The organism is Stenotrophomonas sp. GbtcB23 (assembly GCF_019091045.1).
GTDB lineage: Bacteria > Pseudomonadota > Gammaproteobacteria > Xanthomonadales > Xanthomonadaceae > Stenotrophomonas > Stenotrophomonas rhizophila_A.
This window is the reverse complement of the sequence record NZ_JAGXKC010000005.1, coordinates 106349-129472: the sequence shown is the minus strand read 5'-3', so window position 1 is coordinate 129472 and position 23124 is coordinate 106349. Positions and strand designations below refer to the sequence as shown.

Annotated in this window: 23 protein-coding genes and 1 pseudogene; 12 read left to right on the top strand and 12 right to left on the bottom strand. The window is 68.2% G+C overall.

Annotation, left to right across the window (positions count from 1 at the left end):
• Nucleotides 1-9 precede the first annotated feature (9 nt).
• The 9 genes and pseudogenes from KVS69_RS03885 (at nt 10) to KVS69_RS03845 (ending at nt 9225) form a co-directional block, all read left to right on the top strand.
• Nucleotides 10-594 carry a hypothetical protein gene (locus KVS69_RS03885; RefSeq protein WP_184124819.1) on the top strand — a complete coding sequence of 195 codons (585 nt, stop codon included), beginning with the start codon at nt 10-12 and terminating at the stop codon, nt 592-594.
• A gap of 11 nt (nt 595-605) precedes the next feature.
• The gene (locus KVS69_RS03880) at nt 606-1160 is read left to right on the top strand and encodes a cob(I)yrinic acid a,c-diamide adenosyltransferase (protein ID WP_068849340.1); all 555 of its coding nucleotides are present in this window, start codon (nt 606-608) and stop codon (nt 1158-1160) included.
• Nucleotides 1161-1188: 28 nt separating this feature from the next.
• Nucleotides 1189-2100, top strand: a complete 912-nt coding sequence (locus KVS69_RS03875) for a histone deacetylase family protein (RefSeq protein ID WP_217537049.1) — start codon at nt 1189-1191, stop codon at nt 2098-2100.
• Nucleotides 2101-2196: 96 nt separating this feature from the next.
• Nucleotides 2197-4656: an LPS-assembly protein LptD gene (lptD, locus tag KVS69_RS03870; RefSeq protein ID WP_217537047.1), complete on the top strand. Its 2460-nt coding sequence runs from the start codon at nt 2197-2199 to the stop codon at nt 4654-4656.
• Nucleotides 4653-5942, top strand: a pseudogene (locus KVS69_RS03865) (peptidylprolyl isomerase); the annotation flags it as partial. The gene lptD and the pseudogene KVS69_RS03865, both read left to right, overlap by 4 nt.
• A 73-nt stretch (nt 5943-6015) precedes the next feature.
• Entirely contained in the window at nt 6016-6996 is a 981-nt protein-coding gene (gene pdxA / locus KVS69_RS03860; protein WP_217537045.1) for a 4-hydroxythreonine-4-phosphate dehydrogenase PdxA, read from the top strand.
• The gene (gene rsmA, locus KVS69_RS03855) at nt 6993-7808 is read left to right on the top strand and encodes a 16S rRNA (adenine(1518)-N(6)/adenine(1519)-N(6))-dimethyltransferase RsmA (RefSeq protein ID WP_068849330.1); all 816 of its coding nucleotides are present in this window, start codon (nt 6993-6995) and stop codon (nt 7806-7808) included. The genes pdxA and rsmA overlap by 4 nt, the downstream gene beginning before the upstream one ends.
• 21 nt (nt 7809-7829) lie before the next feature.
• Nucleotides 7830-8213, top strand: a complete 384-nt coding sequence (gene apaG, locus KVS69_RS03850; protein ID WP_068849328.1) for a Co2+/Mg2+ efflux protein ApaG — start codon at nt 7830-7832, stop codon at nt 8211-8213.
• 13 nt (nt 8214-8226) lie between these two features.
• Nucleotides 8227-9225: a symmetrical bis(5'-nucleosyl)-tetraphosphatase gene (locus tag KVS69_RS03845; protein ID WP_217537043.1), complete on the top strand. Its 999-nt coding sequence runs from the start codon at nt 8227-8229 to the stop codon at nt 9223-9225.
• Nucleotides 9226-9673: 448 nt separating this feature from the next.
• Here the strand turns inward: KVS69_RS03845 and KVS69_RS03840 are convergent, their stop codons facing one another.
• The 9 genes from KVS69_RS03840 to KVS69_RS03800 form a co-directional block, all read right to left on the bottom strand.
• Complete coding sequence (locus KVS69_RS03840; RefSeq protein WP_217537040.1) at nt 9674-10168, bottom strand: dihydrofolate reductase; 495 nt, start codon at nt 10166-10168, stop codon at nt 9674-9676.
• On the bottom strand, nt 10165-10725 hold the full coding sequence (locus KVS69_RS03835) for a hypothetical protein (protein ID WP_217537037.1): 561 nt from the start codon (nt 10723-10725) through the stop codon (nt 10165-10167). The genes KVS69_RS03840 and KVS69_RS03835 overlap by 4 nt, the downstream gene beginning before the upstream one ends.
• Complete coding sequence (locus KVS69_RS03830) at nt 10722-11516, bottom strand: thymidylate synthase (protein ID WP_217537035.1); 795 nt, start codon at nt 11514-11516, stop codon at nt 10722-10724. The genes KVS69_RS03835 and KVS69_RS03830 overlap by 4 nt, the downstream gene beginning before the upstream one ends.
• A complete protein-coding gene (lgt, locus tag KVS69_RS03825; RefSeq protein ID WP_068849318.1) occupies nt 11513-12409 on the bottom strand; it encodes a prolipoprotein diacylglyceryl transferase in 897 nt (298 codons plus the stop codon). The genes KVS69_RS03830 and lgt overlap by 4 nt, the downstream gene beginning before the upstream one ends.
• 51 nt (nt 12410-12460) lie before the next feature.
• A complete protein-coding gene (locus KVS69_RS03820) occupies nt 12461-12949 on the bottom strand; it encodes a TPM domain-containing protein (protein ID WP_217537033.1) in 489 nt (162 codons plus the stop codon).
• A complete protein-coding gene (locus tag KVS69_RS03815; RefSeq protein WP_254622012.1) occupies nt 12949-13842 on the bottom strand; it encodes a TPM domain-containing protein in 894 nt (297 codons plus the stop codon). Before KVS69_RS03815 ends, KVS69_RS03820 begins: the two co-directional genes overlap by 1 nt.
• A gap of 25 nt (nt 13843-13867) precedes the next feature.
• A complete protein-coding gene (locus KVS69_RS03810) occupies nt 13868-14509 on the bottom strand; it encodes a LemA family protein (protein ID WP_068854548.1) in 642 nt (213 codons plus the stop codon).
• 147 nt (nt 14510-14656) lie between these two features.
• Nucleotides 14657-15406 carry a TerC family protein gene (locus tag KVS69_RS03805; protein WP_093532939.1) on the bottom strand — a complete coding sequence of 250 codons (750 nt, stop codon included), beginning with the start codon at nt 15404-15406 and terminating at the stop codon, nt 14657-14659.
• A gap of 40 nt (nt 15407-15446) precedes the next feature.
• Nucleotides 15447-15827: a diacylglycerol kinase gene (locus tag KVS69_RS03800; protein ID WP_093532940.1), complete on the bottom strand. Its 381-nt coding sequence runs from the start codon at nt 15825-15827 to the stop codon at nt 15447-15449.
• A 189-nt stretch (nt 15828-16016) separates the two neighbouring features.
• On the opposite strand from KVS69_RS03800, the gene KVS69_RS03795 reads away from it, so the two are divergent.
• Nucleotides 16017-16745: an SGNH/GDSL hydrolase family protein gene (locus KVS69_RS03795; RefSeq protein WP_217537029.1), complete on the top strand. Its 729-nt coding sequence runs from the start codon at nt 16017-16019 to the stop codon at nt 16743-16745.
• Between the two features lie 249 nt (nt 16746-16994).
• Here KVS69_RS03795 and KVS69_RS03790 read toward each other — a convergent pair whose 3' ends face one another.
• The 3 genes from KVS69_RS03790 to KVS69_RS03780 form a co-directional block, all read right to left on the bottom strand.
• A complete protein-coding gene (locus KVS69_RS03790; RefSeq protein ID WP_217537026.1) occupies nt 16995-18266 on the bottom strand; it encodes a HAMP domain-containing sensor histidine kinase in 1272 nt (423 codons plus the stop codon).
• Nucleotides 18267-18414: 148 nt separating this feature from the next.
• On the bottom strand, nt 18415-19128 hold the full coding sequence (locus KVS69_RS03785) for a response regulator transcription factor (RefSeq protein WP_019182442.1): 714 nt from the start codon (nt 19126-19128) through the stop codon (nt 18415-18417).
• A 73-nt stretch (nt 19129-19201) separates the two neighbouring features.
• Nucleotides 19202-19867, bottom strand: coding sequence for an arylesterase (locus tag KVS69_RS03780; RefSeq protein ID WP_217537024.1), 666 nt, complete (start codon nt 19865-19867; stop codon nt 19202-19204).
• Nucleotides 19868-19987: 120 nt separating this feature from the next.
• Here KVS69_RS03780 and KVS69_RS03775 point away from each other — a divergent pair, with 120 nt between their 5' ends.
• Nucleotides 19988-20587, top strand: a complete 600-nt coding sequence (locus KVS69_RS03775) for an ATP-binding cassette domain-containing protein (RefSeq protein WP_093536045.1) — start codon at nt 19988-19990, stop codon at nt 20585-20587.
• Nucleotides 20584-23067 (top strand): FtsX-like permease family protein, encoded by a 2484-nt coding sequence (locus tag KVS69_RS03770; protein WP_217537021.1) that lies wholly within the window; start codon nt 20584-20586, stop codon nt 23065-23067. Before KVS69_RS03775 ends, KVS69_RS03770 begins: the two co-directional genes overlap by 4 nt.
• The last annotated feature ends 57 nt before the right edge of the window (nt 23068-23124 follow it).

Here is a 23124-nt window from a genome sequence, read left to right as displayed (position 1 = left end):
CCTGCCCCCATGACCCCTACCGCCCAACGCGCCTTCATCCTGTTCGTGCTCGTGCTGCTGATGGCGGCGACCCGGGTCAATCACTTCGCGGCGATCCCCGACGCGTCGTGGGCGGTGTTCTTCATTGCAGGCTTCCACCTGCGCAGCTGGACGCGCTGGGCCTTCCCGCTGCTGATGGTGCTGGCGATCGTGATCGACGTGCTGGTGATCCGCGCCAGCGGCATCGGCTACTGGCAGCACTACTGCGTCTCGCCGGGGACCGCACTGCTGGTGCCGGCCTACTTCGCGATGTGGGCCGGTGGCGCGCTGCTGCGCCAGGGCTACCACGGCGCGGACTGGACCGCGCTGGCCAAGGGCTCCGTGCTGCTGCTGGCGGCGGTGGCGGTGTGCCACCTGTTCGCGCAGAGCGGCTTCTACTGGACCAGCGACGTGGTCGCCGCCCCCACGCTGCAGGGCTGGGCACGCAACTATGCGGACTGGTTCCTGCCCTACCTGCGCACCGCCGCGATCTACGTCGGCCTGGCCGCCGCGCTGCAGCTGGCCACCGAACAGGTGGTCAAGCTGCTGCACGCCCGCCGCGACGCGCTGCACTGAGCCCGGCACGCATGGGCAACCGGCTGTCGCGCATCTACACCCGCACTGGCGATGACGGCAGCACCGGCCTGGGCGACGGCAGCCGGGTGGCCAAGGATGCAGCACGGGTCAACGCCTTCGGCAGCGTGGACGAGGCCAATTCGGCGCTCGGCGTGCTGCTGGCGGTGGCGCTGCCCGATGACGTGCGCGCCCTGCTCACCACCGTGCAGCACCAGCTGTTCGACCTGGGCGGCGAGCTGTGCATTCCCGGCCATGCGGCAATCCAGGCGGGCGACGTGGCGGCACTGGAGCGCCACCTGGACCACTACAACGCCGACCTGCCCGCGTTGAAGGAATTCATCCTGCCCGGTGGCGGCGAAGCCGCCGCACGCTGCCATCTGGCCCGCACCATCGTGCGCCGCGCCGAGCGCGAAACCGTCACCCTGGCCCGCCAGGAGCCGGTGCGCGCCGAAGCGCTGCATTACCTCAACCGGCTGTCGGACCTGCTGTTCGTGCTGGCCCGCGTGCTCGCCCGCGCCGACGGCCACGGTGAGGTCCTCTGGCAGCATACCCGCCGCCACGGCTGAGCCGCCCCCGCCCCGGAACCCCGTCCGCATGCTGGTTTTCACCCACCCCGCCTGTCTGCAACACGATCCCGGGCGCGGCCACCCCGAATGCCCGGAACGCCTGCAGGTCGTGCTCGATGCCCTGCGTGCCACCTACCCCGACAAGCTGGACTGGCGCCAGGCGCCGCCGGCCAAGTTCGGCGAACTGGCGCGCGTGCACGACAGCGCGCTGATCGACCTGGTGCTGGCACCACAGACCGAACCGCTGCGCCTGATCGACATGGACACGATGACCTCGCCCGGTTCGGCCAGCGCCGCCCTGCATGCCGCCGGCGCCGGCGTGGCTGCGGTGGATGCCGTGATGCTGGGCGGGGATCCGGTGGCGTTCTGCGCGGTGCGCCCGCCCGGCCACCACGCCACCGCGACCACGGCGATGGGGTTCTGCCTCTTCAACAACATCGCCATCGCGGCCGCGTACGCGCGCGACCGCTATGGGCTGGAGCGGATCGCGGTGGTCGATTTCGACGTCCACCACGGCAACGGCACCCAGGACATCTTCGTGGCCGACCCGCGCGTGGCCTACTACAGCACCCACCAGGCCGGGCTGTTCCCCAACTCGGGCCTGCGCCGCGACCGTGGCGCGGGCAACCTGCTCAACATCCTGCTGCCACCGGGCAGCGGCAGCTTCCGCTTCCGCAACACCTGGGCCGACGAGATGCTGCCGGCCATCGACGATTTCCGCCCGCAGCTGCTGCTGGTCTCGGCCGGTTTCGATGCCCACCTGCGCGACCCGCAGGCCGACCTGATGCTGGAAACCGAGGATTTCGCCTGGATCACCGCCGAGCTCCGCCGGCTGGCCCGTCGCCATGGCGGCGGCCGCATGGTCTCCATGCTGGAGGGCGGATACGACCTGCAGGCGCTTGCCGAATGCTCCGTCGCGCACGTAGGCGCGCTGCTGTGAGATGAACCTGAACCCTTGGCTGCAGCAAGCCTTCATTGCCCCTATGCAAGGGATGGGGCAAGCTACGATCCGTTTTCGTCCGAATCCGAATCCCGCGTGCGCCGAGCCCTCCGCCTGCTGCCTCTCCCCCTGAGCATCGCCATCTGCCTGCCGGCCATGGCCGACGACAAACCGGTGAACTGGGGCCTGTGCCCGGTGACCGATGTCCTGCCCGCCTTCCAGGACGCCCCTGTGGCGGACAAGGCCGCGGCCGAAACCCGCGACCAGCAACCCACCGATATCGAAGGCGACGCGCTTAGCGGTACCAGCACCGTGCCGCAATACCAGGGCAACGTGGCGCTGAAGCGTGGCGACCAGTTCCTGGGCACCGACCACCTGAGCTTCGACACCGAAAGTGGCAACTACATCGCCGAAGGCAATGTGCGCTACCAGGATTCGTCGATCCGGATGACGGCCAAGCGCGCCGAAGGCAACCAGGAATCGGACACGCACAAGATCAGCGACATCCAGTACCAGCTGGTGGACCGGCGCGGCCATGGCGGCGCAGACTCGATCGACCTGCAGGGTTCGGTGGGCCAGATGCACCGCTCGACCTATACCACCTGCGACCCCTCGCAGCCGGTGTGGAAACTGTCGGCGCCGCAGATCGACGTGGACAATGACGAAGGCTTCGGCACCGCCCGCAACGCGGTGCTGCGCATCGGCAACGTGCCGGTGCTGTGGGCGCCGTACTTCAAGTTCCCGATCGACGACCGTCGCCAGACCGGCCTGCTCTACCCGCAGCTGGGCATGTCCGGCCGCAACGGCTTCGATTATGCCCAGCCGATCTACTTCAACCTGGCGCCGAACTACGACGACACCCTGACCCCGCGCTACATGAGCAAGCGCGGCCTGATGCTCGACAACGAGTTCCGCTATCTGTACGACGGCGGCCGTGGCGAACTCCAGACCGCCTACCTGCCCAATGACAAGCTGCGCGACCGCGACCGCGGCCAGGTCGAATACCAGGGTTACCACAACATCGACCCGCACTGGCAGGCCCGCGCCAACATCGCCTGGGTCAGTGACGAGCGGTACACCGAGGACTTCTCCAGCAAGCTGCTGGGGGTGACCACCTCGAGCCTGCAGAGCCAGGTCGGCATCTACGGTACCGGTGAAAACTGGACGGCCGGGCTGATGGCCGACTACTGGCAGAACACCGATTACACGCTGACCGACGCGTCGCTGCCCTACTCCCGCCAGCCGCGCCTGTTCGCCACCTGGGACAAGCCGCTGCTGCCGTGGCTGGAAGTGGGGGTGTACGCCGAGGCGGTGCACTTCACCCATGACGACGTCGACCAGAAGGTCGTGGATGCTGACGGCGAATACATCCGCAATGGCGTGGTCACCCCGTACTTCAACGGTTCGCGGCTGGATGTAAAGCCTTACGTCACCTTCCCGTTCGCCGGCGCGTCCTGGTATGTCACCCCGACCCTGGCGTACCGCTACACCGGGTATGAACTGGACCGTGGACTGGCCGACCAGACCCGGTTGCAGGCATTGACCGACGCAAATGTCGATCTGAGCACGCTCACCCCCGACCAGCTGCGTGGCAACACCTCGCCGCACCGCGGCGTGCCGATCGCCAGTCTCGACGCAGGCATGTTCTTCGACCGCGAGACCACCATCGGCGGCACCTCGTACCTGCACACGCTGGAGCCGCGCCTGTTCTACCTGCGCACGCCCTACCGCGACCAGAGCGACCTGCCGATCTTCGATACGCGCGACTTCACCTTCAGCTGGGGCCAGCTGTTCCGCGATTCGCGCTACACCGGTGCGGACCGCCAGAACGACGCCAACCAGCTGACCATGGCGCTGAGTACCCGCTTCATCAACCAGGAAACCGGCCGCGAGCGCTTCTCCGCCAGCATCGGCCAGATCCTGTATTTCGACGATTCGCGGGTGACCCTGCCGGGCACCACCTCGCAGGTGGAACAGGGCAAGTCGGCCTGGATCGCCGATACCAATTACGCCATCAACGACCGTTGGAACCTGGGCGCCACCTACCAGTGGGATCCCAAGTACAAGCGCGAGGACCTGGCCAGCGTGCGCGCGCGCTACCTGATGTCCAACGACGGCATCGTCAACCTGACCTACCGCCACCGTCTCAACACGGCCGCCCCGGCGACGGCGACCAAGGAAGAACGCACCCTGCTGGAGCAGGTGGACCTGTCCTTCCTGTACCCGATCAACCAGACCTGGAGCCTGGTGGGGCGCTATTACTACTCCATCGAAGACAAGGCGCCGCTGGAAATCATCGGCGGCGTGCAATGGGACAGCTGCTGCCTGGCGGTCCGCGCACTGGCCCGCCGTTACGTGCGCAACCGCGAAGGTGAGCTGAACAATTCCTTCCAGATCGAGTTCGTGCTGAAGGGCCTGAGCTCCATCGGCCAGAACACGGACCGCACTTTGCGCCGTGCTATTCTCGGGTACTACCGAGACGACCTCTATCTCGTGCCGCCCGCCAACACGGGCGCCCCCACGCGCGAAGACTACGATCCCAATCTGATCCCATGACCAAGACCTTCCCCGTCCTACTCGCCTCCCTGATCGCGGTCAGCACCGTTTCCGCGCCGCTGCAGGTGCTGGCCCAGCAGAGCCAGTCGCTGGACCGCATCGCCGCCATCGTCGACGAGGATGTCGTGCTGCAGAGCGAGCTGGACCGCGCCATCGTGAACATCAAGGCCCAGTACGCCGGCCGCGAAGGCCAGCTGCCGCCGGATGACGTGCTCAGCCGCCAGGTGCTCGAGCGCCTGGTGCTGGTCAAGCTGCAGGTCACGCGCGCCGAAGGCAGTGGCATCAAGGTCAGCGACCAGGAGCTCAACCAGGCCCTGAACGCGATTGCCCAGCAGAACGGTTCCAACCTGGACGCCCTGCGCCAGCGCCTGGCCGCCGATGGCGTGGATTTCAACGACTTCCGCAGCTCGGTCCGCGATGAAATCACCGTGCAGCGCCTGCGCCAGAGTTTCGCCCAGAGCCGCATCAGCGTCAGCGAGGGTGAAGTGGATGCCGCGCTGAAGCAGGAAGCCACCGCAGGCACCCAGTACCACCTGGCCCACATCCTGATCGCCCTCCCCGAAGGCGCAACCGCCGAGCAGATCGCCACCGGCCAGCAGAAGGTCGACGGCGTGAAGGGCCTGCTGGACAAGGGCGAGCTGGACTTCAACGCGGCCGCCGTCCGGTACTCGGACAGCCCCAACGCGCTGGAAGGCGGCGACCTGGGCTGGCGTTCCCTGGATGAGATTCCCGGCGCGTTCGCGAAGATGATGAGCGGCATGAAGGCAGGCGACGTTGTCGGCCCGCTGCGCGGCCCGAGCGGTTTCCAGCTGCTCAAGCTGGTGGAAGTGCGCGACGCCAGTGCCGCCACCACCGGCCAGACCATCACCGAATACCACGGCCGGCACATCCTGATCCGGGTCAACGACCAGCAGGACAACGCCACCGCCAAGGCCAAGATTGACTCGATCCGTGCACGCATCGCCGGCGGCGCCGACTTCGAGGCCGAAGCCAAGGCCTCGTCCGAGGACACCAACAGCAAGGGCCAGGGCGGCGATCTGGGCTGGTTCCCGGCTGACGCGTTCGGCCCGGACTTCGGCAAGCAGGTCACCGGCCTGAGCGACGGTGGCGTCAGCCAGCCGTTCCGCACCGACGCTGGCTGGCACATCGTGCAGCGCGTGGCGACCCGCCAGACCGATTCGGGCACCGACAACAAGCGCGCCCAGATCCGCGAGACGATCGGCCGCCGCAAGCTGGAAGAAGAGTACAACCGCTACCTGCAGGAACTGCGCGGCGAAGCCTACGTGGACCTGCGCACCCCGGCAGCGGCCCCGGCCACTGCTCCGGCCCCGGCCGCGACCAAGCCCTGAGGCACTGGCAATGATCCCGCAGCTCGCTCTGGTACCGGGCGAGCCCGCCGGGATCGGTCCTGAACTCTGTCTTCGCCTGATCCAGCAGCCGCGCACCGATTGCCGGCTGCTGGCCTTCGCCGACCCGGATACCTTGCGGGCGGCCGCAGCGGCGCTGTCGCTGCCGTTGAACCTGCTTCCTGAAGATGCCATCGCCCGCCAGCCGGGCGATCTGCCGTTGCGCGAGGTCCGCAATGCGACCCCCTCACGCTTCGGCCAGGCCGACCCGGCCAACGCCGGCGCGGTGATCGGCGCCCTGCTGCAGGCCGGCCAGGCCTGCCTGGACGGCCACCTGCACGGGGTGGTCACCGGCCCGGTGCACAAGGCGGTCATCAACCAGGGCGGGATCGCCTACAGCGGCACCACCGAACTGCTGGCCGACCAAGCCGGGGTGGAGGTGGTGATGATGCTGGCCAACGACATCGTCCGGGTGGCGCTGGCCACCACCCACCTGCCGCTGCGCGCGGTGGCCGATGCGATCACCGCGGACGGCCTGGCGCGCACGCTGCGGATCGTGCACGGTGCGCTGCGTGGGGCATTCGGCATTGCCGCGCCGCGGATCGCCGTGCTCGGGCTGAACCCGCATGCGGGCGAAGATGGGCACCTGGGCCGTGAAGAACTGGATCTGGTGATTCCGCTGCTGGCGCGGCTGCGCGCTGAAGGGATGGACCTGATCGGCCCGCTGCCGGCCGATACCGCCTTCCTGCCGCAGAAGCTGGCCGGGTTCGACACGGTGCTGGCGATGTACCACGACCAGGGCCTGCCGGTGCTCAAGTACAGCGGTTTCGAGCAGGCAGTGAACATCACCCTGGGCCTGCCCTACCCGCGCGTGGCGGTTGACCACGGCACCGCGCTGGACCTGGCCGGGCGCGGCACCGCCGACCCGTCCAGCCTGCTCGCCGCCACGCAGTGGTGTGCCCGGCTGGCGCGCCAACGTACACTGGTGCCATGACTTCCCCGCATTCCCCCTCGGCCGCCGGGTTTACCGCGCCGGCCAAAAAGCAGCTGGGCCAGCACTTCCTGGCCGATCGCACTTACATCGACAAGATCGTCCTGGCGGTCAACCCGAAAGACGACGACCGCCTGGTCGAGATCGGCCCGGGCCAGGGCGCCATCACCCTGCCGTTGCTGCGCCGCCACCCGCGCCTGACCGTGATCGAATTCGATCGCGACCTGATCGCGCCGTTGACCGCCGCCGCTGAGCCGCTGGGCGAACTCACCATCATCCACCGCGACGTGCTGCAGGTGAACTTCACCGAATTGGCCGGCGACGGCCAGATCCGGCTGGTAGGCAACCTGCCCTACAACATCTCGTCACCGATCCTGTTCCACGCGATGGACCATGCGGCGGCGATCCGCGACATGCACTTCATGCTGCAGAAGGAAGTGGTGGACCGCATGGCCGCTGCGCCGGGCAGCAAGGTCTACGGCCGGCTCAGCGTGATGCTGCAGGCGTGGTGCAAGGTGACCTCGCTGTTCGTGGTGCCGCCGGGCGCGTTCCGTCCGCCGCCGAAGGTCGATTCGGCCGTGGTCCGGCTGGTGCCGCGCGATCCCGACACGGTGGGCATCATCGACCGACGTCGCTTCGCGGACGTGGTTCGTGCCGCCTTCGGCCAGCGCCGCAAGACGCTGCGCAACGCACTGAATGGGGTGGTGACGCCCGAGCAGTTCGAAGCGGCCGGGGTGCGCAGCGACGCGCGCGCCGAGCAGCTCGAAGTGGCGCAGTTCATCGCGTTGGCGAACGTGCCGCGCGCGGAAGATTGAAACTCCCTCTAAACTGCCTGCATGAACGACGCTGCACACTATGCGATCTCGGTCGAGGTCGCCCCGCGCTTCCTCGATGACCAGTCCACGCCCGAGGACGGGCGTTTTGCGTTTGCCTACACGATCCGCATCCATAACGCCGGCCGCGTGGCCGCGCGGCTGGTGGCCCGCCACTGGCGGATCACCGACGGCAACGGTCGGGTGGAGCATGTGGACGGCGATGGGGTCATCGGCGAGCAGCCGCGGCTGCGCCCGGGTGAAGACTTCCGTTACACCTCCGGTGTCATGCTGGAAACCGAACACGGCACGATGCAGGGGCATTACGACATGGTGGCCGACGATGGCACCGAGTTCGCCGCCCCGATCGCGCCCTTCGTGTTGACCATTCCGCGCACGCTGCACTGATGGAGGCGCACGCATGAGTGTCTGGGCCATCGGCGACCTGCAGGGCTGTTACGACGTCACCCAGCGTCTGCTGGAGAAGATCCGCTTCGACCCGGCGGTGGACAAACTGTGGTTCTGCGGCGACCTGGTCAACCGGGGCGGCCAGTCGCTGGAAACGCTGCGGCTGGTGCATTCGCTGCGCGATCAGAGCGTGGTGGTGCTGGGCAACCATGATCTGTCGTTGCTGGCCGTCGGTGCGCGCACCGAGGAAGAGCAGCGCAAGGTCAATCCGGACCTGCTGCGGATCGTGCAGGCCGAGGACCGCGACATACTCCTGGAGTGGCTGCGCCTGCAGAAGCTGGTGCACGTGGACCGTGAGCTCGGCTGGATGATGGTGCACGCGGGCCTGGCCCCGAAGTGGACCACGCAGCTGGCCGAGAAGCACGCACGCGAGGTGGAGGTGCAGCTGCACGGCAGCGGCTACCGCAAGCTGTTCCGCAACATGTACGGCGACAAGCCGGGCTGGTCGCCCGGGCTGGCCGGTTACGACCGTTCGCGGGCGATCATCAACCTGCTCACGCGCATGCGCTACTGCACGCCGCGCGGGCGGATCGGGATCGAGGACAAGGGCACGCCGGGCACGCAGGAGCAGGGGCTGTATCCCTGGTTCGAGGTACCGGGCCGGGTCGAGCGCGATCTGAAGATCGTGTGCGGCCACTGGTCGGCGCTGGGCCTGACGATCACCCAGGGCGTGCATGCGATCGATACCGGCGCAGTGTGGGGCGGCAAGCTCACGGCACTGCAGCTGGATACCGAAGAACTGCGCGTGGTGCAGGTGCCGGGCCGCGATGTGCCCAAGCCCGTTGCACCGCCGCGTCCGCCGGCACGGCGTCCGGCCGGCGAAGGTAATCCGGGCAACGGCAACAGCAACGGCCGGCCGCCGCGTGGTCAGCGCCAGAATCAACAGCAGCAGCCGCGTCGTGCGCGTGAGCCGGCTGGGAATGCGGGCGACGGTAGCCCGACTCCCGCATAAAGCCAAAGCCCTCGCCTGCGAACGTATCTGCGCTGGGCCGGCGGTGGCGGGGGTACGGGGGGCGCCGTAAACCCATCCTTGGGGGCTCTTGCGAAACATCCATGTTTCGCAAAGCCCCCGTACCCCCGCCCCCGCCGACCCATTGACGGTTGGTTGGTGGCCTGGGGAGATCAACGGCTGATTCGATCATTTCCGTGCGTTACCGCGCGTTGATCTGTTCACGGCAGTCGTTTGGGAACCGACCCTACCTGCATCGCGCGCTTCGCTTTTTCTGTGGTCACCTGCCAATTGTCGAAGGCTGGCGGCGGTGGGTTTGCGGGAGCGTAGAGCGCCATGGATGGCGCGAACGAGCCTACAGGGACGTACTTGCGGCGTCTCCCGCAAACCCACCGGCGCCGGCCAAGCCAGACACCCTCGCAGGCGAAGGCTGTTGCTGTTGCTGTTGGCTTCACGCCTTCCGCGCGTAATCCACGAAATCGAACGCAAATGCATGTCGCGCATCAGCAGCATGATGCTCGCGCGCTGTTTCAACCCACAGTTGCGGGTCGACCGGCGGGAAATGGGTGTCGGCCTGGACGCGGGTATCCACCCAGGTCAGGTGCAGGTCGGTGGCCTGCGCCATGGCGAGGCGGTAGATCTCGCCGCCGCCGATCACGCACAGTTCGTCTGCGCCGGCAGCGGCCGCGAACTGCAGGGCTTCGTCGATGCTGGCCACCGCCTGCATGCCCTCGAACGGTACCTGGCCCGAGCGGGTCAGGACCAGGTTCGGGCGGCCCGGCAGCGCGCGGCCCAGCGACTGCGCAGTCTTGCGGCCCATCAGGATCGGCTTGCCGATCGTCAGCGCTTTGAATCGCTTGAGGTCGTCCGGCAGCTGCCAGGGCAGCTGGTTGGCATGGCCGATGCCGTGGTCGTGGTCGAGTGCCGCAACAAGAGACAGCTTCACGTGCCGGCCTCCGGTTCCATCCGCGCCGCGTCGCAGTGCTGCTGCGCGCTGTTCACTTCGGCCAGTGCCTTCTGCAGGCCCGGGTCGGCGTCCATCATGCTGTCGGCCGCTTGGGTGAGCCGGGCCATGTGCGCCTCCTGTGCCGCCTGCAGGCCGGGGGCCGACATCACCTCGGCGTTCAGCACGCCGAGCTCCTCCTCCCCGCTTCGGTCCAGGAAGGCCTGCAGCTGCTGCGCCGTCCAGGCACTGCCGAGCAGCTGTTCGAAGCCGCGCTGGTAGGCAGGGTCGTTGAATGTTTCCTGCATGAAGCGCACCAGCGCGGTCGACATGCTGGCCACCGCCGCGCGCGTTGCCGGTTCGCATGCGGCCGGCAGATCGCCCGGCAGGAAACCCGCACCCAACCCGTCCGCCATCATCGCAACATTGTTGTTGACCTGACGCAGCACGATCTGCGCATTGACCTGTGCTGCCAGGTTGCCAGGGGAATCGGCTGCGGCCTGTGCAAGTGCCGGCGACAGCAGCAGCATCAGCAGGGCGACCGGACCCGCACGCCTCATACCGCCACCGGCGCCTTGATCGCCGGGTGCGGGTGGTAGCCGTCGATGCGGATGTCATCGAACTGGAAGCCGAACAGATCGGTCACGTCCGGATTCAGCCACAGCGTGGGCAGCGCGCGCGGTTCGCGCGCGAGCTGCTCGCGGGCCTGTTCGTAATGATTGGAATACAGGTGCGCGTCGCCCAGCGTGTGCACGAAACCGCCCACGCCCAGCCCGGTGGCCTGCGCCACCATGTGGGTCAGCAGTGCGTAGCTGGCGATATTGAACGGTACGCCCAGGAAGATGTCGCCACTGCGCTGGTACAGCTGGCAGCTCAGCTTGCCGTCCACCACGTAGAACTGGAACAGGTTGTGGCAGGGCATCAGCGCCATCTGCGAGAGCTCGCCCACGTTCCAGGCGCTCACCACCAGCCGGCGCGAATCCGGGTTGCGTTTGATCTCGTCCACCAGCCACTGCATCTGGTCGATGCTGCCGCCGTCGGCGGTGGCCCAGCTGCGCCACTGCTTGCCGTAGACCGGGCCGAGGTCGCCGTTCTCGTCGGCCCACTCGTCCCAGATGCGCACCTGGTTGTCCTTCAGGTAGCCGATGTTGGTGTCGCCCTTCAGGAACCACAGCAGCTCGTGGATGATCGAGCGCAGGTGCAGTTTCTTGGTGGTGACCAACGGGAAACCGTCGTTGAGGTTGAAGCGCATCTGCCAGCCGAACACGCTGCGCGTGCCGGTGCCGGTGCGGTCCGATTTTTCCGTGCCGTGTTCGAGCACATGCTCGAGCAGGTCCAGGTAGGCTTTCATGCCTTGCTCCCAGCCGTGGCGGGGGTGACCGGCAGCACCGGCTGCAGCACCGGCGCGCGGCGCGACAGGGCCAGCAGCACCAGGCCCAGCACCACCAGCGGCAGGCTCAGCAGCTGGCCGCGGGTGAACCAGTCAAAGGCCAGGTACACGCCGTTGTCGGGCATGCGCACGAATTCCACCGCGAAGCGGAACACGCCATACATCAGCGCGAACAGGCCCGAGACCAGATAACGGTGGCGCGGCGTGGCCGACACCGCCCACAGCACCACGAACATCACCAGCCCTTCCAGCAGCGCTTCGTACAACTGCGAGGGGTGACGGGCGAACTGATTGAGTGCGCCGGTGGCGAACTGCTCGCGCAGCGCCGGCATGTCCAGCTGGTTCAGCGGCGACGGCAGGCCGGAGGGAAACACCACGCCCCAGGTGCCGTCGGTGTACTTGCCCCACAGCTCGGCGCCGATGAAGTTGCCGATGCGGCCGAAGCCCAGGCCCAGCGGTACCAGCGGCGCCATGAAGTCGATGGTGTCGCCCAGGTGCAGGCGGTGCTTGCGCGACCAGTACCACGAGGCGAACAGCACGCCCAGCAGGCCGCCGTGGAAGCTCATGCCGCCATCCCACACCTTGAACAGCAGCAGCGGGTTGTGCAGGAAATCGCCCAGCGCGTAGAACAGCATGTACCCCACGCGGCCCCCCACCACCACGCCGAGCATGGCGTAGAACAGCAGGTCGGAGAAGCCGTTGGCATCCACGCCCGGCAGGCGCCCCGCCGCGATGCGCCGCCGCCCCAGCCACCAGGCCGCGGTGAAGCCGAGCAGGTACATGATGCCGTACCAGTGCACCTTGACCGGCCCAAGCGAGATGGCGATGGGGTCGATGTCGTGGAGATAGATCATGGGCAATGCCTTGCAGGTAAGCGGCTATTCTCGGGCCAGCGCCGCCGTACCTCAACCAAGGAACTGCGGGGTATTGGGCAGGGCGTCATCCTTGGACCCGCTGCCGGGCGGATAGTGCCCCGCCAGTATGTCCGATACCTCGGCAATGGCCAGCAGCACCGCGTCCTGCAGGGCGCCCTCGCGCAACTGCTGCTGCATGTGCGCACACACCGCCTGCCACTGCGCTTCGCCCACCCTGCCGCGCAGGCCGCGGTCGGCCACCAGCTCGATGGCGTGGTCGGCCAGCAGCAGGTAGACCAGCACGCCGTTGTTGTTCTCGGTATCCCAGGTGCGCAGCTGGGCAAAGGCATGCTCGGCCCGCTGCCGCGGCGTAACCCCCTGCCACAGCGCGGTCATGGGCAGATCCGCTTCCACCGCGAACATGACCTGGCCGCCGTGGCGGCGCTCGCCGCCGGCAATGGCGTCCGTGATGGCCTGCAGCGCGTCCGGCGGGAAGGTCCGCTGCAGCGAAGGTGCGAACAGATGCCGCCAGATGCGCATCACCATCCTCCCGAGGCGCCACCGCCTCCGGATCGTCCACCCCCACCGCCCCAGCCGCCACCGCCACCGCCGAAGCCGCCGCCTCCACCACCCCAGCCTCCGCCGCCGCCAAAGCCACCGCCGCCCCAGCCGCTGTTGCGGGCGAAGCGGCCGACCCGGCCGGAGGAGAAGCCCACGAACAGGCCGATCAGCCCGGCCAGGCCACTGGCCAGCCACAGCGAAGTGAACAGGAAGGCGGCCACCGCTGCGCCGCCACCGCCCAGCAGCGCGCGCACCGGGCGCGGCAGCCAGCCCAGCAGGGCGCGGGCGAAGGTGCCCACGAAGAAGCCGATCACCAGCGCCAGCGTGAAGCCATCGCCGCCACTGCCACGCGGTTCACGGTGGGCACTCACCGGCGCCGGCAGCTCCTCACCGTCGATCAGCTTCACCAATGCAGCGCTGCCGTCGACCAGCCCGCCGGCGTAATCGCCGCTGCGGAAGCGCGGGGCCAGGTATTCCTGGATCACCCGGTTGGCGATGGCATCGGGAATGGCGCCTTCCAGCCCGTAGCCGGGCTCGATCCGCACCCGGCGGTCATCCTTCGCCACCACCAGCAGCACGCCATCGTCCACGCCGCTGCGGCCGATCTTCCACTGCTCGAACACCCGCTGGGTGTACTGCTCGATGGTTTCCGGCTGGGTGCTGGGCACCATCAGGATCTGCAGCTGGCTGCCCTTGCGCTGCTGCAACGCAAGCGCCTGGGCCTCCAGCGCCTGTTTCTGCGCGGCATCCAGGGTGCCGGTGGTGTCCACCACCGGCGAGGTCATCGGCGGAATCGCCGCGTCGGCCTGCGCCCAAGCCGGCACGGCCAGGCACAGACACAGGCACAGGCACAGCAGCAACCACGCGCGCAGCAGCAGCAGCGGGATGTTCACCGGTTTACTGGGCCGGTGCCGGAGCCTGCTGCGGCGGCGGCGCGGGCGCCGGGGCCGCGGGCTGCGCACCGAACTTCACCGCCGGCGGCTGCGAGATCTGCGCTTCGTTTTCCACCGTGAAGTTCGGCTTTTCCTTGTAGCCGAACAGCTTGGCGGTGATCAGCTGCGGGAACGAGCGGACGTAGGTGTTGTAGTCCTGCACCTGCTGGATGTAGCGGCCGCGCGCCACGGTGATCCGGTTCTCGGTGCCTTCCAGCTGCGCCTGCAGATCACGGAAGCCCTGGTCGGATTTCAGGTTCGGGTAGTTCTCGGTCACCACCAGCAGCCGCGACAGCGCGCCACTGAGCTCGCCCTGCGCCTGCTGGAACTGCTTGAGCGACTCGGCGTCGTCGGCATTCACGTTGACCTGGCCCACCCGCGCGCGGGCATTGGTCACGTCAGTGAGCACCTGGCGCTCCTGGTTGGCATAGCCTTCCACGGTCTGCACCAAGTTGGGAATCAGATCGGCGCGGCGCTTGTACTGGTTGAGCACCTCGGCCCAGCCGGCCTTGACCTGCTCATCCTTCTGCTGGATCGAGTTGTAGCCACAACCTGACAACAGGCTGGCCAGCAGGGCCAGCAGGATCAGTCGGGGAGAAATACGCATGGCCGGCTCCGGATCGGGGTGGACGCGGCCGGAGAATGGCATGAATAGGGGTTAATTCCCCGTTAGGGTGTCCGGGGGTGACGACCAACGGTCGTCACCTGCCGGGTGGGTCCGCGCACCCATTGCTGGTGGATCCGCAGGACGGTTTCACCAATTGCCGGCGCCCGGCACGTGGTGGGCCACGGCGCGGCGGCGCATCAGCAGGTTCAGCCACTCCACCAGCACCGAGAAGCCCATGGCGGCATAGATGTAGGGCTTGGGCACGTGCACGTCCAGGCCGTCCAGGATCAGCACCGCACCGATCAGCAGGATGAAGGCCAGGGCCAGCATCTTCACGGTCGGGTTGGCGTCGATGAAGCGGCCCAGCGGGTTGGCCGCCAGCAGCATGACCGCCACCGACAGCAGGATCGCCGCGACCATCACCGGCACGTGGTCGGCGATGCCGACCGCGGTGATCACCGAATCCAGCGAGAACACGATGTCGATGATGGCGATCTGCGCGATCACCATGCCGAACACGGCCGAGGCCTTGGTGGTGGTGGGATCTTCGTCTTCGCCGCCGGTGATCAGCTCGCGGATTTCCATGCCGCCCTTGATGATCAGGAACAGGCCGCCCAGGATCAGCACCAGGTCGCGGATGGAGATGCCCATCCCGGCCACGGTGAACAGATTGGCCTGCATGTGCGCCAGGTAGGCCAGCGACACCAGCAGCAGGATGCGGGTGATGCACGCCACCGCGATGCCCAGCTTGCGCGCGAACGGACGGCGCGCTTCCGGCAGCTTGCTCACGGCGATGGAGATGAACACCAGGTTGTCGATGCCGAGCACGATTTCCAGCGCGCTCAGGGTCAGCAGGGTTAACCAGACGTTCGGGTCGGACAGCAGTTCAAGCAACATGGACCTGGATCCTTACTAAGGGGAAGAACGGGGGGGCGCGTCAGAGCACGCGCGGCGCCAGGACCAGGCCCCAGCACAGCAGAACATTCATCATCAGCACGAACACCGCCGCCGAGCCCATGTCCTTGGCGCGGCCGGCCAGCTCATGGAATTCGGCGCCGTAACGCTCGATCACCGCTTCAATCGCCGAATTGGCCAGCTCCATGGCCAGTACCAGCAGCATCGAACCGATCATCAGCGCGCGCTCGACCGGGGTCTGCCCCAGCCACAGCGCCAGCGGTGCCAGCACCACCAGCAGGTAGACCTCCAGCCGGAACGACGACTCGTGCAGCCAGGCCGCCCGCAGGCCCTGCCAGGACCACACCGCCGCCTTGAAGATGCGCCTGGGGCCGCGCGGCATGTGCCCGGTTTCATCAGCCACGCAGGGACACCCCACGGCGGGAAACAAGGCTGGACGGCAGGTGCGGGGCACGACAAGGGATCATGGGCAGCGCGCGAAGCGGTGGACAATCCGCCATTTTGCCACAAGGGTGGCGGCGCCACCCGGCCGTGCCGGGCGTTGGCCGGCCCACCCGGCCTAGAATGACCCCACGCATCAAAGGAGTCGTTCATGTCCCAGCGTTTCGCCCGCCCCCTGCTGCTCGCCCTGGCGCTGACCGCCAGCCTGCCCGCCCTGGCCCTCAAGCCCGCCCCGGTGCCGGCCCCGCCGCAGGTCCCCGAACAGGTCTCCAACGTGGCCTGGGCCGGCGACATGGCCGCCTTCGCCGAGGCCGACGCCGCCAGTCCGCCCCCACACGGCGGCATCGAGTTCATCGGCAGTTCCTCGATCCGGATGTGGGACAGCCTGGCGGCCGACTTCCCCGGCCAGAAGGTCTTCAACCGCGGCTTCGGCGGCTCCGAAGTGCGCGACAGCACCTGGTACGCCGACCAGATCGTGATTCCGTACGCGCCCTGCAAAGTGTTCTTCTACGCCGGCGACAACGACCTCAACAGCGGCCGCACGCCGGCCCAGGTCCGCGACGACGTGGTGGCGTTCGTGCAGCGCGTGCACCGCGACCTGCCGAAGACCACCGTGGAGGTCATCTCGATCAAGCCCAGCCCGTCGCGCGCGCAGCTGCTGCCGGCGGTGCAGGAAGCCAATGGATTGATCCAGCAGGCGCTGGCGAAGGTGCCCAACACCGGTTACACCGACATCTACACCCCGATGCTGGGCAAGGGTGGGCAGCCGCGTGCCGCGTTGTTCCGCGAAGACATGCTGCATATGAAGCCGGAGGGGTATGCGATCTGGCGGAAGGCATTGGCAAGCAAGGTGCAGTGTGGTGCAACGGTAAAGCGGTAACAGCGCACGTTGTTTTGAGGTCATGCGTTAAAGGGCCGATCAGCAGAGTCGGCAGTCGTTTGGGAACCGACCCTACCGCGCTCGCACACCATCGAGGGGAGTGGCGGGGGTGGGTTTGCGGGGGTGTGAGCCGCATGGATGCGGCGACCAAGCCCCCAAGGATGGGTTCACGGCGCCCCCCGCGGGCCCACCCCCGCCGCTCACCTGCACGCGGGCAATGGAAACGCCGTTGCTCTGCGCTTTTACGCGTCAGCGATAGATGATCGTGGCCTGGGTGCCGACCCCGGGTTCGCTGGTCAGGGCGATCTTCCAGCCGAAGCGGTCGCACAGGCGGCGCACGATCGACAGGCCCAGGCCGGTACCCTGCGGGCGGCTGGGTTCGGCGCGGTAGAACGGCTCGAACGCGCGCGACAGCGCTTCGGCCGACATGCCGATGCCGGTGTCGCGCACCACCACCCGGTCGTCCAGCACGTCCACGTCGATACGGCCTTCGTCGGTGTAGCTGCACGCGTTGCGCAGCAGGTTGCTGACCACCACCTGCAGTACCCGCGGTGGCGCGTGCAGGTGCACCGGTGCCTCGCTGTGCAGGTGGATCTCCACCGGCCGGCCCGCGATCAGCTCGCGCGCGTTGTCCACTTCGTAGCGCACGATCTCGTTGACGTCGAACAGTTCGATCTGCGGCTCCACGTCCGCCTCGCGTGCCAGGATCAGGAACGCATCGATCACCGCCTCCATATCGCGCCCCGCCCGCTGGATGCGGTGCAGGCCGCGGCGCAGCCGCGGCGTCATGTCCTGGTCGCCCAGCGCCATGTCGCTGGCCACCCGGATCACGGTCAGCGGCGTGCGCAGTTCATGGCTCGCATCGCGGGTGAAGTTGCGTTCGCGTGCCACGTGCGCGGTAACCCGCGTGGCCAGCGAATGCAGGGCCGCCGCCAGCTGCCGCGTTTCGCCCTGCATGTCCGCCGGCAGCTTGTCCGGTGCCAGGTCCGACGCCTCCGGATGGCCGGGGTTCCAGCGCGACACCCGTCGCGCCAGCCAGTTCACCGGCGAGACCAGTCGCTTCGACGCCCGGTAGGTGATCCACGACGCGCCATACACCGCCAGCAGCGTCAACAGCACCGGCACGATGCCGAACCAGAACGCCAGCATCTCCGCGCGCGAACGCAGGAACACCAGGTACAGCTGCCCTTCCGGGCGCGCATCGACCAGCACCAGCTGGTCGTCGGCCTTCAACTCGTGGAAGCCCGGCGCCAGCGTGCGCAGGTTGGGCGGCAGGCTCAGCGTCGATTGCCCGGCCTCCAGCAGGTAACCGCGGATGTTGCGCGTGTTCGGCGGCGGCTGCGCGGGCGAGGCCGCGTGCAGGTCCCAGAAATATGTCGCTTCTTCCTGCAGCGCGCTGCTGACCAGGCTGTGCTTGATCACCAGCGAGACCAGCCACGCGCCCAGCAGGATGCCCAGGCTGGCCAGTACGGCCTGCAGGATGAAGACAATGCGGATCTTGCGCGGCAGACCGTGCGGCATTACGAAGTCCAGGTCGAGTCGCCGCGATTATAGGAAAGCGCGCCGTTATTCCATCGTGCAAGCAACGGCGATGCCCCGGCAAGTGCCGGGGCATCGTGTACATCGGGGCCGCAAGCCCCCACCATCGTGCGCCCTGCGCTGTGGCGCATCAGCTCATCGGCTGGGCGATATCGGCAATACGGTAGCCGGCGCTCTGCACGGTGTGCAGCAGCGGACGGTCGAACGGCTTGTCGATGATCTTGCGCAGGTTGTACAGATGGCTGCGCAGCGTGTCCGAATCCGGCAGCCCGTTGCCCCAGATCTCGCGCTCGATTTCCTGGCGGGTCACCACGCGCGGCGATTCGCGCATCAGGATGGTGAGCAGGCGCAGGCCGATGGGCGACAGCTGCAGCTCGGTGCCCGCACGCGTGGCGCGCATGCTGACCGGGTCCAGCACCAGGTCGGCGACCTTGAGCACTTCCGATCCCACCTGGCGGCGTTCGCGCCGGATCAGCGCGCGCAGGCGGGCTTCCAGCTCCTGGATCGCAAACGGCTTGGTCAGGTAATCGTCGGCGCCGAAGCCCAGGCCGGTGAGCTTGTCGTCGAGCGTATCGCGCGCGGTCAACATCAGCACCGGCGTCGACTTGCGCGCATCGTTGCGCAGCCGGCGGCAGACTTCGATGCCGTCCAGACGCGGCAGCATCAGGTCCAGCACCACCACGTCGTAACTGTTTTCAGCCGCCAGACGATAACCGTCCAGCCCGTCCTGGGCGTAGTCCACTTCGAACCCGCGGCCTTCCAGGTATTCCCCGATCATCTCGGAGATATTGCGGTTGTCTTCGACCACCAGCACCAGGCCGGAGGTTTCCTTTGTCTGACGCATGGGAGTCCCTCTTTCTTCAGCTTTGTGAAACATGCCGGATCGTCGGTGGAGGCGATGTGAAGCCGCTCACGGATCAGTTCGGCGGGGCGTTCAACAGGGGTTTGAGCAGCGGCCAGACGTTGTCCAGCACCTTCGGCTGGGCCTTGGCGGTGGGGTGCAGTCCGTCGCCCTGCATCAGCCCGGGCTGCAGGGCCACGCCCTCCAGCAGGAACGGCAGCAGCGCCACCTTGTACTGGCTGGCCAGGCCCGCATACACCTGGCGCAGGCGGTCGCGATAGGCCGGGCCGTAGTTGGGCGGGACATCGATGCCCAGCAGCAGCACTTTGGCGCCGGCCTTCTGGCTGGCCACGATCATCTTTTCCAGGTTGCCGCGCAGCTGCGCCGGGCTCAGCCCGCGCAGCGCGTCATTGCCGCCCAGTTCGATCACCACGACCGACGGCCGATGCTTCTCCAGCAGCGCCGGCAGCCGGCTCAGTGCGCCGGCCGTGGTTTCGCCGCTGATGCTGGCATTGATGATCGTCGGCGGCGGCGTGATCTGCTGGCTAACCCGCTGCTGAAGCAGGTTCACCCAGCCCGATGCGGCCGGGATATTGTGGGCGGCACTGAGGCTGTCGCCGACCACCAGCACCGCGTGCCGGGTATTGGCACCTTTGGCACATGCCAGCGCAGGCAGCAGCAGCAACCCTGCCAGCAGCAAGAACACCTGGGCCGCCCGGCCCGCCCATTTTGCTCGGTACATTGGAGAATCCTCATCGACAGCCTGTCCCCCCGCAGCGCGCCCGTCGCCATCGCCGCCCACAACGTGGGCAAGTCCGCACGTGGCCCGGAGGGTGAAGTCCACATACTGGACAACATTGACATGACCGTCCATGAAGGCGAGAGCGTCGCCATCGTCGGCGCGTCCGGTTCGGGCAAGACCACCCTGCTCGGGCTGCTGGCCGGACTCGACCTGCCCAGCCGCGGCGACATCGCCCTGGCCGGGGCCACGCTCGGCGCGCTGGATGAGGAAGCCCGTGCGCAGCTGCGCGCGCGCGAGGTCGGCTTCGTGTTCCAGAGCTTCCACCTGCTGCCGGCGCTGACCGCTGAAGAAAACATCGCGTTGCCGCTGGAACTGGCCGGGCGCGAGGATGCGGCGCGGGTGCGCGAGGTGCTGGCGCAGGTCGGGCTGACCCACCGCGCCCGCCATTACCCGCGCCAACTGTCCGGCGGCGAGCAGCAGCGCGTGGCGCTGGCGCGTGCGTTCGTGGCACGGCCGCGCATCCTGTTTGCCGATGAGCCCACCGGCAGCCTGGACCAGGCCACCGGGCAGCAGATCAGCGACCTGCTGTTCGCGCTCAACGCCACCAGCGATACCACGCTGGTGCTGGTGACCCATGACCTGCGCCTGGCCCAGCGCTGCGAGCGCATCTACCGGCTCGACGGCGGCCGCCTGGTCGATGCCGCCGGAATCACCGCATGAACGTACTACGCCATGCCGGGCGTGCGCTGCGCCGGGAATTCCTCGCCGGCGACCTGCTGACCGTGTTCGCCGCGCTGGTGCTGGGCGTGGCGGTGATGACGGCGGTGGGCACGCTGGTCAACCGGGTCACGTTGGCGCTGACCAGCAGCGCGGCGGAAATGCTCGGTGGCGACCTCGGCCTGGGCGGCCGCGAAGACGTGCCACAGGCCTTCGCCGACGAGGCGCGCGCGCGTGGGCTGGCCAGCACCCGCATGGTCAGCTTCCCCAGCGTGCTGTTCCATGGCGATGAAAGCCAGATGGCCAACATCAAGGCGGTCAGCGACGGTTATCCGCTGCGCGGCGAACTGCGGGTCAGCCGCGCCCCGGGCGGCGTCGGCGAAGTGGCCGGCACCCCGGCGGCAGGCGAGGCCTATGCCGACCCGCGCCTGATGCAGGCGCTGGGGCTGAAGGTGGGCGACGCCCTCGAATTCGGCGCCGGCACGCTCACCGTGACCCGCGTGCTGCAGGCCGAGCCGGATACCTCCGGCGAGTTGATGCAGCTGTCGCCGCCGCTGCTGGTCAACCGCATCGACGTCGACCGTGCCGGCCTGCTCGGCCCGGGCAGCCGCGCCTCGTACCGGATGATGTTTGCCGGCAGCGCCGGGGCCATTGCCGATTTCCGCGGCTGGCTGCAGCCGCGCGCCAAGGGCCTGCGCATCGTCGGCATTGCCGATGCCCAGCGTGGCGTGCGCGGCGCGTTCGACCTGGCCGGCCGCTTCCTGTCGCTGGCCGCGCTGCTGGCGGTGCTGCTGGCGGGCGTGGCCACCGCGCTGGCCGCCAACCGCTTCGCGCTGCGCCGGATCGACCAGGTGGCGGTGCTGCGCTGCCTGGGCGCGCGCAATCGCGACATCCTCACCGCCATGGCGCTGCAGCTGGTGCTGCTGGCCATCCCGGCCTGCCTGGTCGGGATCGGGCTGGGCATGGCCGCGCAGGCCGGGCTGGTGCAGGCGCTGGGCGGGTTGATTCCGGGCCGGCTGCCGTTGCCGCAGGCCACGCCGGCGCTGAGTGGGGCGGGGATCGGGCTGGTGCTGCTGCTGGGTTTCGGCCTGCCGCCGCTGTTGCGGCTGCGCAAGGTGCCGCCGATGCGCGTGCTCAACCGCAGCTTCGCCAGCCTGCCGCCCAGTTCCCTGCTGGTGTATGCCGCCGCGCTGGCGGCCACCGTGGCGCTCACCGTGCAGGCCACCGGCGATGTGCGGCTGGCCGCCTGGGTGCTGGGCGGGCTGGCGGCGCTGGCGCTGCTGGCAGGTGCGGCCGGGGCCACCCTGCTGTGGCTGCTGCGCGGGCTGCAGCCGCGCCTGCGCGGGCGCTGGAAGCTGGGCCTCGCCGCCCTGACCCGCCGCCGCGGGCTGGCGGTGATGCAGCTGGTGGGACTCTCGCTGTCGCTGTGCGCCCTGTTGCTGCTGTCGGTGATCGGCCCGGGGCTGTTGGCGCAGTGGCGCGACCGCCTGCCCAGCGATACCCCGAACTATTTCCTGATGAACATCCAGCCCGAACAGCGCCAGGCGGTGCTGGCCGCGCTGGATGGCCTGGGCGTGGATTCGCCCGGGATCGAGCCGTTCAGCACCGGCCGGCTGCTGGCCGTCAACGACAGGCCACCGCAGCGTCAGGAACGCGAGGACAACAGCAACGACGATGACGATGCCAACCGCCCGGTCAACTTCTCCTGGCGGCATGATTTCCCGCCGGCCAATACCCTGTTGAGCGGCCGGTATTGGGCCGCAGGCAGCACCGCTGCCGAAGCTTCGATCGAACAGGGCTGGGCTGAACGCTACGGGATGAAGCTGGGCGACACGGTCACCCTGCAGATGGGCGAGCAGGAACGGCGCTTCACCGTGACCAGCATCCGCAAGGCCGACTGGGACTCGTTCCGGGTCAATTTCTTCCTGCTGCTCAATGAAGGGGCGGTGGGCGATGCGCCGTACAACCTGATCACCGCCTTCCACCTGCCGCGCGAACAGGCCCCGGCCCTGGCCGGGCTGACCCGCCAGTACCCGAACATCTCACTGCTGGATATCGACAGCATCCTGCAACGGGTGCGCGAGGTGGTGGACCGGGTCAGCCAGGCCGTGCAGCTGGTGATGGGCTTCAGCCTGCTGGCCGGAGTGCTGGTATTGCTGGCCGCGTTGCAGGCCACCGCCGGTGAACGCCGTTACGACAGCGCGGTGCTGCGCACGCTGGGCGCCACCCGCACCCAGCTGCGCGGCGCGGTGCTGGTGGAATTCGGCGCGCTGGGGCTGTTGTCTTCGCTGCTGGCGGTGGGCACGGCGGCACTGCTGGGCAGCGTCGTGGCCCGCCAGGTATTCGAACTGCAGCTCAGCCCGCCGTGGGGCCCGCCGCTGGTCGGCGGCGCACTGGGCGTGGCGCTGAGCATGCTGGCCGGCTGGTGGGGCACGCGGCGGATCCTGCACACCCCGCCGGCGCTGGCCCTTCGCGAGGCATGAACGCGATTGATGACACCGGCAGGGGTCGGCCCTAGGTATGCTGCCCGCCCCTGCCCC

Excerpts from the sequence above, each read along its gene's own strand:
- KVS69_RS03875 (WP_217537049.1), top strand. The coding sequence starts at position 1,189 with ATGCTGGTTTTCACCCACCCCGCCTGTCTGCAACACGATCCCGGGCGC.
- pdxA (WP_217537045.1), top strand. The coding sequence starts at position 6,016 with ATGATCCCGCAGCTCGCTCTGGTACCGGGCGAGCCCGCCGGGATCGGT.
- KVS69_RS03780 (WP_217537024.1), bottom strand. The coding sequence starts at position 19,867 with ATGTACCGAGCAAAATGGGCGGGCCGGGCGGCCCAGGTGTTCTTGCTG.
- apaG (WP_068849328.1), top strand. The coding sequence starts at position 7,830 with ATGAACGACGCTGCACACTATGCGATCTCGGTCGAGGTCGCCCCGCGC.
- rsmA (WP_068849330.1), top strand. The coding sequence starts at position 6,993 with ATGACTTCCCCGCATTCCCCCTCGGCCGCCGGGTTTACCGCGCCGGCC.
- KVS69_RS03790 (WP_217537026.1), bottom strand. The coding sequence starts at position 18,266 with ATGCCGCACGGTCTGCCGCGCAAGATCCGCATTGTCTTCATCCTGCAG.
- KVS69_RS03845 (WP_217537043.1), top strand. The coding sequence starts at position 8,227 with ATGAGTGTCTGGGCCATCGGCGACCTGCAGGGCTGTTACGACGTCACC.
- KVS69_RS03810 (WP_068854548.1), bottom strand. The coding sequence starts at position 14,509 with ATGCGTATTTCTCCCCGACTGATCCTGCTGGCCCTGCTGGCCAGCCTG.
- KVS69_RS03820 (WP_217537033.1), bottom strand. The coding sequence starts at position 12,949 with ATGCGCATCTGGCGGCATCTGTTCGCACCTTCGCTGCAGCGGACCTTC.
- KVS69_RS03775 (WP_093536045.1), top strand. The coding sequence starts at position 19,988 with ATGACCGTCCATGAAGGCGAGAGCGTCGCCATCGTCGGCGCGTCCGGT.
- lgt (WP_068849318.1), bottom strand. The coding sequence starts at position 12,409 with ATGATCTATCTCCACGACATCGACCCCATCGCCATCTCGCTTGGGCCG.
- KVS69_RS03770 (WP_217537021.1), top strand. The coding sequence starts at position 20,584 with ATGAACGTACTACGCCATGCCGGGCGTGCGCTGCGCCGGGAATTCCTC.
- KVS69_RS03795 (WP_217537029.1), top strand. The coding sequence starts at position 16,017 with ATGTCCCAGCGTTTCGCCCGCCCCCTGCTGCTCGCCCTGGCGCTGACC.
- KVS69_RS03880 (WP_068849340.1), top strand. The coding sequence starts at position 606 with ATGGGCAACCGGCTGTCGCGCATCTACACCCGCACTGGCGATGACGGC.
- KVS69_RS03785 (WP_019182442.1), bottom strand. The coding sequence starts at position 19,128 with ATGCGTCAGACAAAGGAAACCTCCGGCCTGGTGCTGGTGGTCGAAGAC.
- KVS69_RS03805 (WP_093532939.1), bottom strand. The coding sequence starts at position 15,406 with ATGTTGCTTGAACTGCTGTCCGACCCGAACGTCTGGTTAACCCTGCTG.
- KVS69_RS03830 (WP_217537035.1), bottom strand. The coding sequence starts at position 11,516 with ATGAAAGCCTACCTGGACCTGCTCGAGCATGTGCTCGAACACGGCACG.
- KVS69_RS03835 (WP_217537037.1), bottom strand. The coding sequence starts at position 10,725 with ATGAGGCGTGCGGGTCCGGTCGCCCTGCTGATGCTGCTGCTGTCGCCG.
- KVS69_RS03885 (WP_184124819.1), top strand. The coding sequence starts at position 10 with ATGACCCCTACCGCCCAACGCGCCTTCATCCTGTTCGTGCTCGTGCTG.